Below are 16,866 nucleotides of genomic sequence, written 5' to 3' on the forward strand. Positions count from 1 at the left end.
CCCGCGGGCGGCCCCGGACGTACGACAATGGGGCTGCCTACTGCACACCCTCCTCGGCAGCAGGCCGCAATTCCGCGCGGGGGCGCCGACGGCGCCGCTCCCGCGTCGGCTCCTGCCCGGCCGGACCAGGGGTCGTATGCTCGACTTCACGGTCGTTTTTCGGACGTTCTGTCCGGATCGACCGGTCCTTCACCCCACGGCCACCTCCCCGCCACCGCGGCGTGGGGGCACCCCGTTACGGTGTCGGCTCGTCGTCCCAGCCTGTGGTCCGGCCGTTCCTCGGTTCTGCTCGGGAGTTGCAAAGCTAATGCGTATCGGAGTGCTGACCAGCGGCGGTGACTGCCCCGGCCTGAACGCGGTGATCCGTTCCGTGGTCCACCGGGGGGTGGTCGACCACGGCGACGAGATCATCGGGTTCGAGGACGGCTGGCGCGGATTCCTGGAGGGCCACCACCGCCCCCTGACCCTGGACTCGGTGAGCGGCATCCTCGCCCAGGGCGGCACCATCCTCGGTTCCTCCCGGGTCCAGCCGAGCCACCTGCGGGACGGCGTCGAGCGGGCCAAGAAGTACTGCTCGGACCTCGGCCTGGACGCGGTCATCCCGATCGGCGGCGAAGGCACCCTGAAGGCCGCCAAGCTGATGAGCGACGCGGGCCTGCCGATCGTCGGCGTGCCGAAGACCATCGACAACGACATCGCCGCCACCGACGTGACCTTCGGCTTCGACACCGCCGTCTCGGTCGCCACCGAGGCACTGGACCGGCTGAAGACCACCGCCGAGTCCCACCAGCGGGTCATGGTCGTCGAGGTCATGGGCCGGCACACCGGCTGGATCGCGCTCAACGCGGGCATGGCGGCCGGCGCGCACGCCATCGTCGTCCCGGAGCGCCCGTTCCACATCGACCAGCTCACCGCCGTCGTCCGCGAACGCTTCGACCGCCAGAAGAAGTTCGCCATCGTGGTCTGCGCCGAGGGCGCCAAGCCCGAGCCCGGCACCATGCACTGGGAGGAGGGCACCAAGGACATCTACGGCCACGAGCGCTTCACCGGCATCGCCACCCAGCTCTCCCGCGAGCTGGAGCACCGCCTCGGCAAGGAGGCCCGCCCGGTCATCCTCGGCCACACCCAGCGCGGCGGCACCCCGACCGCCTACGACCGGGTGCTCGCCACCCGCTTCGGCTGGCACGCCGTCGAGGCCGTCCACAAGGGCGCCTTCGGGCACATCACCGCGCTGCAGGGCACCAACATCAACCTGGTGCCGCTGGCGGAGGCGGTCGCCGAGCTGAAGACCGTCCCGCAGGAGCGCTACCTCGAGGCCGAGACCGTCCTCTGACCTCCCGCACTGCTGCGGAGCCCCCGGGTCGTTCGCGACGCGGGGGCTCCCGTGCGTCCGGCGGGCGTTCCGACGGCGGTCCGGGTTAGCGTGGGACGGCCGGAGGAAGGAGCGCCGATGGAGATCCTCGCGTACGGGGTGCAGGCCGACGAACGGCCCCTGCTGGAACGGGCCTTGGCGGGCCGGCACGGGCTGCGCTGCCTGGACGTGTTCCTCAACCGGGACACCGCCCCGCTCGCCGCCGGCTACCCGGTCGTCAGCAGCAGCGTCAACGCCGTCCTGGACGCCGAAACGCTCACCGTGCTGGCCGCCGGCGGCACCGGGCTGATCGCCCAACGCTCCACCGGCTTCAACAACATCGACCTGGACGCCGCCGCCGGACTCGGCCTCACCGTCGCCCGGGTCTCCCACTACAGCCCGTACTCCGTCGCCGAACACGCCTGGGCGCTCGCCCTGGCCGTCAACCGCCGCCTCACCCGCGCCGCCAACCGCACCCGCGAATTCGACTTCCGGCTCGACGGCCTGCTCGGCCGGGACGTCCGCGGGATGACGGTCGGCGTGATCGGCACCGGCAAGATCGGCGAGTGCTTCACCCGGATCGCGGCCGGCTTCGGCACCGAACTCCTCGGCTGGGACATCGCCGAGAACCCGGCCTGCCGCGACCTCGGCATGACCTACACCGAACTGCCCGAACTCCTCGCCCGCGCCGACCTGGTGAGCCTGCACGTCCCGCTGCTGCCCGCCACCCACCACCTGATCGACGCGGCCGCGCTGGCCCGGATGAAGGACGACGCCATCCTGGTCAACTCCAGCCGCGGCGGCCTCGTCGACAGCGCCGCCCTGGTCGAAACCCTGCGCGCCGGGCGGCTGTCCGGCGTCGGCCTGGACGTGTACGAGGAGGAGACCGGCGTCTTCTTCACCGACCGCTCCGCCGAGGGCATCACCGACGACGTCCTCGCCCGCCTCGTCACCTTCCCCCAGGTCCTGGTCACCAGCCACCAGGCGTACTTCACCCACACCGCCGTCAGCCAGATCATCGACGCCACCGCCCACAACATCGACGACTTCGCCGCCGGACGCACCAACGAGAACACCCTCGTCCCCAGACGCTAGCCGCTGCGGCCGAGCGCCGTGCGGTACCAGTCGGCGGCCTCCGGGAGGCGGGCGAGCGGGCCGGGGCCGGGCGGGCAGGCGGCGAGGCGCCAGACCTCCTCGCTGCGGTACCAGTGGTCGCGGACGATCAGGCCGAACTGGCGCGCGGAGACCCGGCCGGGCGCGGCCGCGAGCAGCCGGAGGCACTCCTCCCAGTCCACGGCAGGGCCGGCCGCCGGGGCGGGCAGCAGGTCCAGCGCGGCCAGGGCGGCCAGCAGGTCCCCGGCGCGGACCGGCTCGGGGTGGGAGGCGTGGTGGACGCCGGCCGGGACGGCGTGCTCGTCGAGGGCGAGCGCGGTGACCAGCCGGGCCAGGTCGGTGCGGTCCACGATCGAGAGCCGGGCCGCGCCGCCCGCCCAGCGGACCGGCACCCGGCGGACCAGCTCGGCCAGGGCGGGCACCACCCAGCGGTCGCCCGGCCCGGTCACCAGCCCGGGGCGCAGCACGTACGCGCCGGCGTCCAGGGCGTGGCGCTCGCCGAGCAGCCGGGTGCGGCTGGCCTCGGACAGCGGGGCCGGGGGCACCTCGTCCACCGTGATGCCCGCGTGCGGGCCCTCGCCGTACACCGCGGTGGTGGAGAGGTGGACGATCCGGCCGACTCCGGCGCGGGTGGCGGCCGCCATCAGCGCGGCAGTGCCGCGGACGTTCGCCGCCTCGCACTCCTCGGCGCAGCCGTCGACCCGGGCGGCCAGGTGGACCAGCACGTCGGCGCCCTCGCAGAGCTCGCCGAGCCCGGCCCCGGCGGCGAGGTCGCCCGGCACCCAGTCGGTGCCGGGGGCGGTGGACCCCGGCACCCGGCGGGACAGCGCGCGCACCCGGACGCCGCGCCCGGCGAGGGCCGCCAGGACGCCTGAGCCGATGAAGCCGGTCGCCCCGGTCAGCGCGACCACCGTGCGCGTCATCACCGGTCCCCGTTCCGCCGCCGTGCGCGGTTCCGTCGCCATGCCTGGGCCTCCCTGCCGACCGGTCGGTCAGTCTAGCCACCGGCCCGCGTGGCGGGGAGACGCCCGTACGGAGGGGGTGGGGGAACGGCCCGAGGTAAGGCCCGCCTAGGCTGTATGCCAAGCAAAACGGGCGAACCGGACCCCCACCGGGGACCACCAGGACGGAAAGCAGGACCCGCCGATGGGCGACGGAATGTCAGGCATGCACCACCACGGCGGGATGACCCGGCTAGGTCCGTTCAGCTTCTCCAACCTGTGGACGTGGTCGCCGGACTGGGTGTTCCTGCTCGCGGGCCTGGTCGTCCTGGGGCTCTACGGGGCGGGCGTGGTGCGCCTGCACCGGCGCGGCGACCGCTGGCCGGTCGGCCGGATGGTCGGCTGGACGGCCGGCGTGGTGAGCATGCTGCTGGTGACCTGCACCGGGCTGAACGACTACGGCATGGTGCTGTTCAGCGCCCACATGATCCAGCACATGGTGCTGTCCATGCTGACGCCGATCCTGCTGCTGCTGGGCGCCCCGATCACGCTGGCCCTGCGCGCCCTGCGCCCGGCCGGCAAGGGCCGCCCGCGCGGGCCGCGCGAGCTGCTGGTGGCGCTGCTGCACAGCCGGTACGTCAAGGTGATCTCGCACCCGGCGTTCACCATCCCGCTGTTCATCGCGAGCCTCTACGGGGTCTACTTCACCCCGCTGTTCGACTTCCTGATGCAGTACCGCGCCGGGCACATCTTCATGATGGTGCACTTCCTGTTCGCCGGGCTGGCGTTCTTCTGGCCGATCATGGGCGTGGACCCGGGCCCGCACCGCCCGGGCCACGTGATGCGGATCATCGAGCTGTTCATGGGGATGCCGTTCCACGCCTTCTTCGGCGTGGCGGTGATGATGGCCGCCCACCCGCTGGTCACCACCTTCACGGCGGAGGGCGCGCCGCCCGGGACGAACCTGCTGGAGGACCAGAAGCTGGCCGGCGGCATCACCTGGGCGTTCGGCGAGATCCCGACCGCGATCGTGCTGATCGCGCTGGTGTACCAGTGGATGGGCTCGGAGCAGCGGCACGCCCGCCGCCGTGACCGCGCCGAGGAACGTTCCGGCGACGCCGAGCTGGAGGCGTACAACGCCTACCTGGCCTCGCTGCACAAGCGTGACCGGCGCCCGGGCGCGGGCCAGGGCGGAGCGGCCGCTCCGGTGGCCCCCGCGGCCGAGGCCGGCTGAGCCGGAACCCCCGTTCCCGAGAACCCCCGTTCCGCCCGCGGAACGGGGGTTCCGCCGTTCCCGGGCCCACCCCGCACCGCCCCGGCCTGCCCGCGTCGGAGCCGCCCTGGAACGGTGGTTCCGCCGTACGCGTTCGAACGGATATGCACGCGCTGCTGATCGTCGCCGTCCTGCTCTGCGGATGCGTCCTGCTCTGGCTGCTCGGCTTCCTCGGCTTCGCGCTGCTGCACCGGCACCGCCGGCCCGCGCCGGTCGGCTCCGACTACCTGGTGGTCCTGGGCGCGGCCCTGGAGGGCTGCGAGCCCGGGCCCACCCTGGCGGCCCGGCTGGACGCCGCGCTGGAGCGGTTCGCCGCCGAGGAGGCCGCCGGGTACGCCCCGCTGGTCCTGGTCACCGGTGGCAAGGGCCCGCACGAGCGGTGCACCGAGGCCGCCGCGATGGCCCGCTACCTGACCGCCCGGGGTGTCCCGGCCGAGCGGATCCGGCGCGAGGAGCGGGCCGTGAACACCACCGAGAACCTCCGCTTCAGCGCCGGACTGATGGCCGCCGAGCGCCCCGGCTACCACTGCACGGTGGTCACCAGCGGCTTCCACACCGTCCGCTCCGCGCTCGCCGCCCGCCGGGCCGGCGCCACCGCGGAGGTGCTCGGCGCGGACGGCCCGCTGGCGCACGGCCCGTACCTGCTGCTGCGCGAGGCCGTGGGCACCGCGCTGGCCCTGCTCGGCCGGATCTGACCCTGGAGCGCGTTCCCCGCCGGAACGCGGGGAGGCCCCCGGGTCCGTTCTCACGGACCCGGGGGCCTCCCGGTGCTGCGGTTCGGCCGGGTCCGGCCGGGCTCGGCCGGACCGGGGTCAGCCGAGGTTGGCGAGCGCCTCGTTGAAGGTCTTCGACGGACGCATCACGGCCGCGGCCTTGGCCGGGTCGGGCTGGTAGTAGCCGCCGAGGTCGACCGCCGAGCCCTGGACGGCGATCAGCTCGTCCACGATGGCCTGCTCCTGCTCGGTCAGCGCCTTGGCGAGGCCCTCGAAGGCCTGGGCCAGCTCGGCGTCGTCGGTCTGCTCGGCCAGCTCCTGGGCCCAGTAGGTGGCCAGGTAGAAGTGGCTGCCGCGGTTGTCGATGCCACCGAGGCGGCGGCTCGGCGACTTGTCCTCGTTGAGGAAGGTGCCGGTGGCGCGGTCCAGGGTGTCGGCCAGCACCTGGGCGCGGGCGTTGCCGGTGGTGGTGGCCAGGTGCTCGAAGCTGGCGGCCAGCGCGAAGAACTCGCCCAGGCTGTCCCAGCGCAGGTAGTTCTCCTTGACGAGCTGCTGGACGTGCTTCGGGGCGGAGCCGCCGGCGCCGGTCTCGAACAGGCCGCCGCCCGCCATCAGCGGGACGACCGACAGCATCTTGGCGCTGGTGCCCAGCTCCAGGATCGGGAACAGGTCGGTCAGGTAGTCACGCAGCACGTTGCCGGTCACCGAGATGGTGTTCTCGCCGCGGCGGATGCGCTCCAGCGAGAAGGTGGTGGCCTCGACCGGGGACTTGATCTCGATCTGCAGGCCCTCGGTGTCGTGCTCCGGGAGGTACCGCTTGACCTTCTCGATCAGCACCGCGTCGTGGGCGCGGGTCTCGTCCAGCCAGAACACCGCCGGGTCGCCGGTGGCGCGGGCGCGGGTGACGGCCAGCTTGACCCAGTCCTGGATCGGCAGGTCCTTGGTCTGGCAGGCGCGGAAGATGTCGCCCGGCTGGACGGCCTGCTCCAGCACCACGTTGCCCTCGGCGTCGACCAGGCGGACGGTGCCGGCGGCCTCGATCTCGAAGGTCTTGTCGTGGGAGCCGTACTCCTCGGCCTTCTGGGCCATCAGGCCGACGTTCGGCACCGAGCCGATGGTGGCCGGGTCGAGGGCGCCGTTGGCGCGGCAGTCGTCGATGACGGCCTGGTACACGCCGGAGTAGCTGCTGTCCGGCAGCACGGCGAGGGTGTCGGCCTCCTGGCCGTCCGGGCCCCACATGTGGCCGGAGGTGCGGATCATGGCCGGCATCGAGGCGTCGACGATGACGTCGCTCGGCACGTGCAGGTTGGTGATGCCCTTGTCGGAGTCGACCATGGCCAGGGCCGGGCCCTCGGCCAGCTCGGCCTCGAAGGAGGCCTTGACCTCGGCGCCGTTCGGCAGCGCGTCCAGGCCGGCCAGGATGCCGCCGAGGCCGTTGTTCGGGTTCAGACCGGCGGCGGCCAGGGCGGCGCCGTGGGCGGCGAAGGTCTTCGGGAAGAAGGCGCGCACGACGTGGCCGAAGACGATCGGGTCGGAGACCTTCATCATGGTGGCCTTGAGGTGCACCGAGAACAGGACGCCCTCGGCCTTGGCGCGGGCCACCTGGGCGGCCAGGAAGGTGTTCAGGGCGGCGGCGCGCATCACGGAGGCGTCGACGACCTCGCCGGCCAGCACCGGGACCTTCTCGCGCAGCACGGTGGTGGTGCCGTCGGCGCCGAGCAGCTCGATGCGCAGGGCGCCGTCGGCCTCGATCACGGTGGACTTCTCGGTGGACCGGAAGTCGTTCTCGCCCATGGTGGCGACGTTGGTCTTGGACTCCGCCGTCCAGGCGCCCATGCGGTGCGGGTGGGTCTTGGCGTAGTTCTTGACCGACTGCGGGGCGCGGCGGTCCGAGTTGCCCTCGCGCAGGACCGGGTTGACGGCGCTGCCCTTGATCTTGTCGTACCGGGCGCGGACGTCCTTGTCCTCGTCGGTCTGCGGGTCGTCCGGGTAGTCCGGCAGGGCGTAGCCCTGGGCCTGCAGCTCGGCGACGGCGGCCTTCAGCTGCGGCACGGAGGCCGAAACGTTCGGCAGCTTGATGATGTTGGCGCTCGGGGTCTTGGCCAGCTCACCCAGCTCGGCGAGGGCGTCGCCGATCCGCTGCGCCTCGGTCAGACGCTCCGGGAAGCTCGCGATGATCCGCCCGGCCAGGGAGATGTCGCGGGTCTCCACCCGTACACCCGCGGTCGAGGCGTACGCCTGGACGACCGGCAGGAACGAGTAGGTCGCCAGGGCCGGAGCCTCGTCGGTGTGCGTATAGATGATGGTCGAGTCAGTCATCGGTACTCCGCTTCACGTCTCCAACGTCTTGACGTCAAGATATCTCGTCACGGGCCCCTCGCTCCACCTCCCCCCGTCCCGGGACGCGCGCCGGTCCTCGCCGGGGTGCTCCGGCGGCCGTCCCGGGGTACGGAATCCACGGTCGTCCGGGCCGGGACGCGGGGCAACCGGAGCGCTCCGGGGCACCGGTGTGGTCCACCCGGGTGAGCCGGACGTCAGGAGTGCGTCAACGCACCACCCCGTTCGGTCAACGCCGCGTCAGGACCGGGGACGCCGGGCGCGAGCGGTCCTAGCGTCGGAGGAGCAGTTCCGGCAGGCACCACCACTCCACTCGGGAGCATCCGCATGGCCCGCGACGTCTGGCACGTACCGGTCACCACCACCGGCACCGGCAGCACCACCGCACTCCGCCTCTTCCGCCTGCGCGACGGCCGCCGCTGCGCGGTCGGATTCTCCAGCCCCCAAGCCCTCGCCGCCCTCCTCGGGGCGGACCAGGCCCGCACCGAGCTCGGCGAACCCGCCCTGCGCGAGCTCATCGCCCCGCTCGGGGTGGACACCCTGGTCCTGGACCCGCGACTGGTCGCCCCGCCCGTGACCACCCCCGCCGTGCCCGTGCCGCCCGCCCCGGCCCCGACCGCACAGCTCCAGCACCGGTGACGGCCCCGCTCCGGCTCCTCCCGGGCGGCGGCGCCCCGGAGGCGGACCCCCCGCCGGCCCGGTCCCTGCACGCGATCGCCCGGGTCAGCCACGGTCCGGTCCCGCTGGACTTCGACCGCCTGGCGGCCGAGTTCCCCGCCGTCCGGAGCGGCCTCGCCCTCGCCGGCGAGGCCGATCTGGAGCTCCGCCTCGTCTGCACCGGCCCGGAGGAGTTGCGGACGATCGCCGCCGCGCTCCACCGCGCGGGCGCCGCGAGGGTCCACATCGACCTGGTCCTGCGCGCCCTCACCCCGTCCCCGTCGGCCCCGCCCCCGGTGACCCTGCGGCCGGTGCCGTGAACCGGGCCCCCGGCCCGGGCGGGGTCATTCCTGCCCGGGCCGGGGGTTCGGGTTGATCGCCTGGCCGTCGATCGGCTGCCCCCAGGGGTCGTCGCCGAGCGCGTCGACGCAGTAGCCGCTGCCCTCCACGTGCCCGCCGGCGCCCCGGCAGGTGTCGGAGGTGACGTCCCGGAGCCCGGTCGCCGCCGTCGGCACGGCGGCGGCGACCGCGGCACCGGCGGCGGTGGAGAGGAGGACGACGGACGCGGTCGTGGCGGCCACCCGGGCCAGGCGTGAGCGGTTCATGCGGACCACCCCAGCACGGCCGCCCGCCCCCTGCGACCACAGGGCGCCCGCCCGGGTGGCCACCCGGGAGCCGGGCCGGGGGAGCCGGGTCACGCCGGTCCCGGCACGCCCGACCCCCGCCCGACTCCCGCCCGGCTCGCGCCCGTCACGCCCGGGTCAGCACCGCGATCGCCGCCAGCAGCAGCGCCGAACCGGCCGCCAGGCCCGCCGTGACCGGCTCACCGAGGAAGAGCACCCCGATCGCCGCCGCGGTGGCCGGCTCCAGCAGCACCAGCACCGCCGCCGTGGTGCCCGGCACGGCGGCCAGGCCGGTGAAGTACCAGCGGTAGGCGAGCAGGGTGGGCACCGTGCCCAGGAACAGCAGCGCGCCGCCCGTCACCGCCGGCTCCCCCGCCGTCGGCAGGACGCCCTGGACGGCCGCGAGCGGGAGCAGGCAGAGCAGTCCGGTGGTGAAGGCGCCGGTGTCGGCCCGGGCCGAACCGCCGCCCCGGGCCCACAGGGTGAGGCCGCTCTGCCCGGCGCCCGCGAGGACGGCCAGGGCGACGCCCAGCGCCGGGCGCGGGCCGGCCGCCGGGGCGGCGACCAGCAGGGCGAGCCCGGCCAGCGCGAGGGTGACGGCGGCGAGCGCTCGGCGGGTGAGGCGCTCGCCGAGCAGCAGGTGGGCGCCGAGGCTGGTGAGCACCGGCCCGGCGCCGATGGTGATCAGCGTGCCCAGCCCCAGGCCCGCGTAGCGCACGGAGCCGAAGTAGGCGCACTGGCTGATCGTCAGACCGAGCCCGGTCAGCACGGGTGCGCCCCACCGGGCCGTGCCCCGCCGTACGGCCCGGGGTCCGCGCGCGGGCAGCAGGGCCAGGCAGAGCGCGGCGACGCCGAAGCGCCAGCAGGAGACGGCCACCGGGCCGAGGCCGCTGGTGCGCATCAGCAGCGCGGCCACGGCGCCGCCCGCACCCCAGGCGACGGCGGCGGCGGAAATGGACAGGAGGCCGTGCCGGAAGGGCACGGCGGTGTGGGAGGTCATGCGTCGGTACTCCACGATGGTTCGCCGGTTCGGGTCCGCGGGGTGCGCGGGCGGCGGTCATCGCCCCGGCTGCGGGAGAGTCCCGCGGGGCCGGGGTGGGTGGAGTGGCCGCCCGCTAGCGGGCCGGCGGGGGGAGGATCACGAGACGCACGTGATCAGCGTACGCCCGCGGGGCCGGTGTTCCTTCCGCCGTCCGGCGGTGCGACGTACCGTCGGCCGTGACCGAAGCAACGCCCCCGGCGAAGGAGCAGCACGCGATGGACCAGCTGACGTACGACGAGATCGAGGCCGCCGGGCAGCGGATCGCCGGGCGGGTGCGCCCGGTGGCGGTGGCGCCGGGGGACGACGGCGGACGGACCTGGCTGGCACTGGAGTTCCTGCAGCACACCGGCAGCTTCAAGGCCCGCGGCGCGCAGAACTTCCTGCTCGCGCACGCCGAGGCGGGCACCCTCCCGGATGCCGGGGTCACCATCGCCTCGGGCGGCAACGCCGGGCTGGCCTGCGCCTGGGCCGCACGCGAACTCGGCGTCCGGGCAACGGTGTTCCTCCCGGAGACGGCCTCCCCGGTGAAGCTGGCGCGGCTGCGCTCGTACGGCGCCGAGGTACGGCTGGCGGGCCGGGAGTACGCCGAGGCGCTGGCCGCGTGCGAGGAATTCGCGGCGGGCAGCGGGGCGTTGGCCTCGCACGCGTACGACCACCCGCTGATCGCCGCCGGCGCGGGGACAGTCCTGGCGGAGATCCGCGCCCGGGTGCCCGGCCTGGACACGGTGGTGGTGTCGGTGGGCGGCGGCGGGCTGTTCGCGGGTGTGGCCGTGGCGGCGCGCGAGCACGGGGTCCGGGTGCTCGCGGTGGAGCCGACCGGCAGCCGCGCGCTCAACGCGGCGCTGGCGGCGGGCCGTCCGGTGGACGTCCCGGTCGCCTCGGTGGCCCAGGACGCGCTCGGGGCGCGTCGCGCCACCGCGCTGGCCGTCGGCGCGGCCGCCCAGGGGGGTGTCCGGTCCGTCCTGGTGGACGACGAGGCCATCGTGCGCGCCCGTCGGCAGCTCTGGGAGGACCGCCGGATCGCCGTCGAGCACGCGGCGTCCACCGCTCTCGCCGCCCTCGACCAGGCCGACGGCGAGCGCGTCGCCGTCCTGCTCTGCGGCGCCAACACCGACCCGTCCGACCTGGTGGAGCCCAACGGCCGCCCGTGACAGCCGACTTGGGCGGTGCACCGCTCCGGGGCCGGGCGACGCCGTGTACGCACTTCCCCTATCGGGCCCGGATGAGGAAGACTGGCGGCCGGATCCGGCGGGGGCGGTCCGTCCGGAGCGAGGATCCACCTCCGCCACCTCCTCATTGTCCATCCGGCCAGCCGGTCAGCCGGCTGATGCGAGAACAGGTGACGCGGTGACGAATCCATTCGAGGACCCCGAGGCCAAGTACGTGGTTCTGGTGAACGACGAGGGCCAGCACTCGCTCTGGCCGGTCTTCACCGAGGTCCCGGCCGGCTGGCGGCAGGTGTTCGGCGAGGCCGGGCGCCAGGAGTGCCTGGACCACATCGAGAGCTCCTGGACCGACATGCGCCCGAAGAGCCTGATCGAGGCCACCGAGCGGTAGCCCCCGCCCCGCCCAACGACTCCGCCCCCGGTACCGGCCACGGCCGCCGCCGGGGGCGGAGTCGTTGGGCGCGGTCGGCGACCACCCCGTCACCCACAGGCGCAGCCCGCATCACTATGCGGATAAAGCCATCGTCATGAATCGCCGGGGCTGTCAATAATGCAGGCTCGCGAGGCAAACCTCAATCAACGCTCAAATCCCGGACTTACCCACAAGTAACGTAACAGACAACTGAACAGAATGCCTCCTACCAGCAGGGATCTCCGGCAAAGAAAGTAAACATTCAGTAATGAGATCTGTGCAGAGGTCTATGAATAGCCCTACTGTGTGGCAACTCTCCGCGCTCCGCCCACCCCGGAGCCCCCACACACAGAGAGATCGCTAATGGCTTCCCTCAACCAGATCTCGCCGCCCGGACAGAGCACCGGCGCCGAATCCGGCACCACCACCCGGTCGCTCAACCGCTCCATCGGCCTCGTCGGCCTCATGTGGGCATCGGTCGGCTCGATCATCGGCTCCGGCTGGCTCTTCGGCGCCAAGAGCGGCGTCATGGCCGCCGGACCGGCGGCCGTCATCTCCTGGGTCATCGGCGCCGTCGCGATCGTGCTCCTCGCGTTCGTGCACGCCGAGCTCGGCGGCCTCTTCCCGGTCGCCGGCGGTACCGCGCGGTACCCGCACTACGCCTTCGGCGGCCTGGCCGGCATGTCCTTCGGTTGGTTCTCGTGGCTCCAGGCAGCCACCGTCGCACCGATCGAGGTCGAGGCGATGATCAACTACAGCAAGGACCTGCCCGGGGCCGGGGGCCTGCTGAACGCCGACAAGACTCTCACCCTCAGCGGATTCGTCGTCGCCACCCTGCTGATGGGCGTCTTCGTCGCGGTCAACTTCCTCGGCGTGAAGGCCCTCGCCCGGACCAACACCATCACCACCTGGCTGAAGATCTTCGTGCCGCTGTTCACGATCTTCATGCTGGCGATCTCCAGCTTCCACACCTCGAACTTCACCTCGCACGGCTTCGCCCCGTTCGGCGCCAAGGGCGTGCTCGCCGCGATCAGCACCAGCGGCATCATCTTCGCGCTGCTCGGCTTCGAGCAGGCCATCCAGATCGCCGGTGAGAGCCGCAACCCCAAGCGCGACATCCCCCGCGCCGTCCTCGGCTCGGTCGCCATCGGCACCCTGATCTACACCCTGCTCCAGGTGGTCTTCATCGGCGCGCTGCCGGTCAGCTCCTTCGCCAACGGCTGGGACAAGCTCGACTTCCCCGGCATCGACGGCCCCTTCGCCGGTCTCGCCACCCTGATCGGCCTCGGCTGGCTCGGCTGGATCCTGAAGGTCGACGCGATCATCTCCCCCGGCGGCACCGGCCTGATCTACACCACCTCCACCTCGCGCATCTCCTACGGCCTGAGCAAGAACGGCTACGCGCCGCAGAAGTTCGAGCAGCTGGACAAGAACGGCGTGCCGTGGTTCGGCCTGATCCTGTCCTTCGTCACCGGCGTGATCTGCTTCCTGCCCTTCCCGAGCTGGCAGGAGCTGGTCGGCTTCATCACCTCCGCCAGCGTGCTGATGTACGCCGGCGCCCCGCTGGCCTTCGGCGCGCTGCGCCGCCGGCTGCCCGACCGTGAGCGCTCCTACCGGCTGCCGCTGGGCGGCGTGATCTCCCCCGCCGCCTTCGTGGTCTCCAGCCTGATCATCTACTGGGCCGGCTGGCACACCCTGTCCCGCCTGGGCCTGGCGATCGTGCTCGGCTACGCCCTGCTCGGCGGCTACGCCGCGTACGCGATCAAGAACCGCCTGCCGAACGCGCCGCGCCTGAACTGGAAGGCCGCCCAGTGGCTGCCGGTCTACCTGCTGGGCCTGGGCCTGATCTCCTGGCAGGGCGGCTTCGGTGACGGCGCCGGCCGGATCCCGATGTGGTACGACATGGGCCTGGTCGCGGTGTTCGCGATCGGCATCTACTACTGGGCGATCCGGGTCGCCCTGCCCGCCGAGGAGATCGAGCGGGAGGTCGCCGACGTCGAGGTGATCGACGCGGGCGGTCACTGACCTCCACCCCCCACCATCGGGAAGGGCCCGCCGGTCGCAGGACGACCGGCGGGCCCTTCCGCGTTCCTCAGAGGGCCAGCACCGTCCGCAGCACCCTGCCCAGCTCGGCCTCCGGGTCGAGCACCGGACCGGCCGAGCGCCAGGCGACGAACCCGTCCGGGCGGACCAGCACCGCGCCCTGCGGGCCGACGCCGTGCAGGGCGGCGAAGTCGCCGCCCGGCTCCGGGGCCAGGTCGTCCTCGGCGCCGTCGCCGATCCGGTAGGTGTCCAGCGGGACGGCCAGCCGGTCGGCCGCCCGGCGGGCGCCCGCGTGCCAGGCCGCGCCGTCGGAACCGGTGAGCAGCACCATCGCCTGCTCGTACAGGTCGAGCGTGGAGAGCTTCACCCCGGCCCGCAGCAGCCACTGGTGCGGGGCCCGGCTGCCCGGCTCGCCCGTCGACTCGAACTGCTCGGGGACCACCGCGCCCTCCCGGTCCGTGCCGATCACCGCGCCGACCGGGTAGCGGTAGCCGAGCGCCACCGCGAGCACCCCGGCCTGCCGGCCGACCCCCGGCACCACCGCGTAGCCCGGGTGGCTGTGCTCGGCGGAGCGGGCCGAGGCCCGCTCGCTCGTCACCCGGGCCACCGGGCGCCGCTCCTGCCCGTACGTCTCCAGCAGCCGCGGCCCGGCCCAGCCGCACAGCACGGCGGCGAGCTTCCAGGCCAGGTTGTGGGCGTCCTGGATGCCGGTGTTGGAACCGAAGGCGCCGGTCGGGGACATCTCGTGGGCGGAGTCCCCGGCCAGGAAGACCCGCCCGTCGCCGTACCGGTCGGCCACCCGTTCGGCGGCGTGCCAGGGCGCCCGGCCGGTCACCTCGACGTCCAGCTCCGGCATGCCGACGGCGGTGCGGATGTGCCGCTCGCAGCGCTCGTCGGTGAAGGCCTCCAGCGGCTCGCCGTGCTCGGGGTGCCAGGGCGCGTGGAAGACCCACTCCTCCTGGTTGTCCACCGGCAGCAGCGCGCCGTCCGCCTCCGGGTTGGTCAGGTAGCAGGCGATGAAGTGCCGGTCGCCGACCACCTCGGCCAGCCGCTTGGCCCGGAAGGTGATGCTGACGTTGTGGAACAGCTCGCCCTTGCCGCTCTGGCCGATGCCCAGCCGCTCGCGGACCGGGCTGCGCGGGCCGTCCGCCGCGACCAGGTACTCCGAGCGCACCACCCGCTCCTCGCCGGTCTCCCGGCTGCGCAGCACCGAGGTCACGCCGTCGGCGTCCTGCTCGAAGGAGATCAGCTCGGTGTTGAACCGGACGTCCCCGCCCAGGTCGCGGGCCGAGCTCAGCAGCACCGGCTCCAGGTCGTTCTGGCTGCACAGGCACCAGGCGCCCGGGCTGAACCGGGCCAGCCGGCCGCCCGGGTCGATCTCGCGGAACAGCCACTCCTGCTCGTCGCCGGTCAGCGAGGGCGCCTGCAGGATGCCGTGGTTGGGGGCGAGGACCGAGGCCGCCTCGCGGATCGCCGAGTCGATCCCGGCCACCCGGTACAGCTCCATCGTGCGGACGTTGTTGCCTCGGCCGCGCGGGTGACGCGAGGTGTCGGCGTGCTTCTCGACCAGCAGGTGCCTGACCCCGAGTCGACCGAGGAAGAGTGAGGCCGACAGGCCGACCAGCGAGCCGCCCACGATCAGGACGGGCACCCGGTCGTCGATCTTCGGATTCATCAATTGCTCCACCCTGTAAGGGGATTCCGCGGAGCGGCGACCGGTCCCGGCGCCGCCCACGACGGGCCCGCTCAGCCGGGGGCCCCGCTCTTCCATCCCCCGTCGGGGGCCCGCTGTGCCGCCCCTTCGCCCGGATGGCCCGCAAATCTCGCGCCGCGCCCGGTGAGCCGCCCACGATCGACCTCAGGCCTGGCGCCGTCCGCCCGGGCCGACCGCCGTCGCACCGCCTTCCCAGGCCGGGGAGCACCCGCCGGGCACGGCTGACACGGCCCGCAGCACGCGCGCCCAGAGCAGAAAGTGGATCATGACAACTCTGTCCGAACCCCAGCCGAAGCAGCAGGACGAGTCCGACTCCCGCTTGCGGGTGGTGCTGATGCTGGAGATCCAGGACGGCGCCCAGCAGCGCTTCCTCGACGTCTACGAGCAGCTGCGCCACCAGGTGGCCTCGGTCCCCGGCCACGTCAGTGACCAGCTGTGCCAGTCGATCAACGACCCGCGCCAGTGGCTGATCACCAGCGAGTGGAGGGACCAGGAGACCTTCCTGGAGTGGGTGGACAGCCCGGCCCACCGCGAGATGGTCAAGCCGATGCACGGCTGCGTCAGCGACAACTTCCGCTCGCTGCGCTACGCCGTCCTGCGCGAGACCTCGGCGGCCGGCTCCACCGGCACCCGGGCCCCGATGGAGGTGCCGCCGGGCCTGCCGCGCACCGCGCCCGCCGGGCAGGTCGGCCCGCCGAAGGCCGACCCGGGCCCGGACGGCGTGGTCCGGCACGCGCTGACCTTCACCGTCAAGCCCGGCAGCGAGTCCGAGGTGGCCAGGATCCTCTCCGGCTACACCTCCCCCAAGGCCGAGGTGGACGAGCACACCCGGCTGCGGCGCACCTCGCTGTTCATGCACGGCAACCGGGTGGTGCGGGCCGTCGAGGTGGTCGGCAGCCTGGGCGACGCGCTGCGCCACGTGGCGATGCAGCCCGAGGTCCGGGCGGTCGAGGAGGCGATCAACCCCTACCTGGAGGAAGCCCGCCAGCTGGGCGACCCGCAGTCCGCCCGGGCCTTCTTCGCCAAGGCGGCGCTGCCCGCCAGGCACCAGGCGATCGCCAGCTCCCCCGCCTCCGGCCGGCTGCACCGGCACGCCGTGCTCTACCCCGTCCGCCCCGGCGAGGGGCGGGTCGTGGCCGAGCTGCTCGCCGACTACGACAACCTGGCCACCGCCGACCCGACCGGGCCCGTGGCGGCGGGCACCGTCTTCCAGCGCGAGGACGTGGTGGTCCGCCTGGTCGACCTGCGGGTGCCGGCCGAGGCCGACCCGGCGGCCGCGCTCGGCGTGGCGGACGACCAGGAGGCGGCCGCCCTGGCCCGGCTGCTCGACCTCGGCCCGCAGGGCGACCTGCGCACCGTCGCCGGGCTCAGCGCGTTCCTCGCCGCCCGCGCGATGAACCCGGTCACCGACCGCAGCTCCGACGGGCCCGGCACCGACTGACCCTCCCTCCCCCCTCGTCAACTCCACCGGAGGAAGACCA

At 73.6% G+C, this 16,866-nt stretch carries 15 protein-coding genes; 10 read left to right on the forward strand and 5 right to left on the reverse strand.

The annotated features are described in order from the left end of the window. Positions 1-307 precede the first annotated feature (307 nt). The gene (locus ACYP53_RS34895) at positions 308-1,333 is read left to right on the forward strand and encodes a 6-phosphofructokinase (protein ID WP_189917609.1); all 1,026 of its coding nucleotides are present in this window, start codon (positions 308-310) and stop codon (positions 1,331-1,333) included. Between the two features lie 117 nt (positions 1,334-1,450). Next, on the forward strand, positions 1,451-2,446 hold the full coding sequence (locus ACYP53_RS34900) for a 2-hydroxyacid dehydrogenase (RefSeq protein WP_459650416.1): 996 nt from the start codon (positions 1,451-1,453) through the stop codon (positions 2,444-2,446). On the opposite strand, the gene ACYP53_RS34905 is transcribed toward ACYP53_RS34900, so the two are convergent. Next, the gene (locus ACYP53_RS34905) at positions 2,443-3,429 is read right to left on the reverse strand and encodes an NAD-dependent epimerase/dehydratase family protein (RefSeq protein ID WP_229928704.1); all 987 of its coding nucleotides are present in this window, start codon (positions 3,427-3,429) and stop codon (positions 2,443-2,445) included. The genes ACYP53_RS34900 and ACYP53_RS34905 overlap by 4 nt on opposite strands. Positions 3,430-3,631: 202 nt before the next feature. Here ACYP53_RS34905 and ACYP53_RS34910 point away from each other — a divergent pair, with 202 nt between their 5' ends. Then, the gene (locus tag ACYP53_RS34910; RefSeq protein ID WP_459650951.1) at positions 3,632-4,639 is read left to right on the forward strand and encodes a cytochrome c oxidase assembly protein; all 1,008 of its coding nucleotides are present in this window, start codon (positions 3,632-3,634) and stop codon (positions 4,637-4,639) included. A gap of 143 nt (positions 4,640-4,782) precedes the next feature. Continuing rightward, entirely contained in the window at positions 4,783-5,373 is a 591-nt protein-coding gene (locus ACYP53_RS34915) for a YdcF family protein (protein WP_189917605.1), read from the forward strand. A gap of 117 nt (positions 5,374-5,490) precedes the next feature. On the opposite strand, the gene ACYP53_RS34920 is transcribed toward ACYP53_RS34915, so the two are convergent. Then, on the reverse strand, positions 5,491-7,710 hold the full coding sequence (locus ACYP53_RS34920) for an NADP-dependent isocitrate dehydrogenase (protein ID WP_459650417.1): 2,220 nt from the start codon (positions 7,708-7,710) through the stop codon (positions 5,491-5,493). Between the two features lie 345 nt (positions 7,711-8,055). Here ACYP53_RS34920 and ACYP53_RS34925 point away from each other — a divergent pair, with 345 nt between their 5' ends. After that, a complete protein-coding gene (locus tag ACYP53_RS34925; RefSeq protein ID WP_459650418.1) occupies positions 8,056-8,367 on the forward strand; it encodes an SAV_915 family protein in 312 nt (103 codons plus the stop codon). Then, positions 8,364-8,705, forward strand: coding sequence for a hypothetical protein (locus ACYP53_RS34930; protein ID WP_459650419.1), 342 nt, complete (start codon positions 8,364-8,366; stop codon positions 8,703-8,705). Before ACYP53_RS34925 ends, ACYP53_RS34930 begins: the two co-directional genes overlap by 4 nt. 24 nt (positions 8,706-8,729) lie before the next feature. Here the strand turns inward: ACYP53_RS34930 and ACYP53_RS34935 are convergent, their stop codons facing one another. Both ACYP53_RS34935 and ACYP53_RS34940 read right to left on the reverse strand, forming a co-directional pair. Then, entirely contained in the window at positions 8,730-8,990 is a 261-nt protein-coding gene (locus ACYP53_RS34935; protein WP_189917597.1) for a hypothetical protein, read from the reverse strand. A gap of 145 nt (positions 8,991-9,135) precedes the next feature. Further along, on the reverse strand, positions 9,136-10,008 hold the full coding sequence (locus ACYP53_RS34940) for a DMT family transporter (RefSeq protein WP_189917595.1): 873 nt from the start codon (positions 10,006-10,008) through the stop codon (positions 9,136-9,138). 257 nt (positions 10,009-10,265) lie between these two features. Between ACYP53_RS34940 and ACYP53_RS34945 the strand changes: the two genes are divergently transcribed. From ACYP53_RS34945 to ACYP53_RS34955, 3 genes are all read left to right on the forward strand, one after another. Then, a complete protein-coding gene (locus ACYP53_RS34945) occupies positions 10,266-11,201 on the forward strand; it encodes a serine/threonine dehydratase (protein ID WP_459650420.1) in 936 nt (311 codons plus the stop codon). A gap of 196 nt (positions 11,202-11,397) precedes the next feature. Next, complete coding sequence (locus ACYP53_RS34950) at positions 11,398-11,607, forward strand: MbtH family protein (protein ID WP_189917591.1); 210 nt, start codon at positions 11,398-11,400, stop codon at positions 11,605-11,607. Between the two features lie 384 nt (positions 11,608-11,991). Beyond that, on the forward strand, positions 11,992-13,653 hold the full coding sequence (locus ACYP53_RS34955; protein WP_459650421.1) for an APC family permease: 1,662 nt from the start codon (positions 11,992-11,994) through the stop codon (positions 13,651-13,653). A 67-nt stretch (positions 13,654-13,720) separates the two neighbouring features. Here the strand turns inward: ACYP53_RS34955 and ACYP53_RS34960 are convergent, their stop codons facing one another. Further along, positions 13,721-15,442, reverse strand: a complete 1,722-nt coding sequence (locus ACYP53_RS34960) for an FAD-dependent oxidoreductase (protein WP_373313756.1) — start codon at positions 15,440-15,442, stop codon at positions 13,721-13,723. A 208-nt stretch (positions 15,443-15,650) separates the two neighbouring features. Between ACYP53_RS34960 and ACYP53_RS34965 the strand changes: the two genes are divergently transcribed. Next, positions 15,651-16,826: a SchA/CurD-like domain-containing protein gene (locus tag ACYP53_RS34965; RefSeq protein WP_189917585.1), complete on the forward strand. Its 1,176-nt coding sequence runs from the start codon at positions 15,651-15,653 to the stop codon at positions 16,824-16,826. The last annotated feature ends 40 nt before the right edge of the window (positions 16,827-16,866 follow it).

The sequence above is a fragment of the Kitasatospora sp. Ki12 genome (assembly GCF_054601375.1).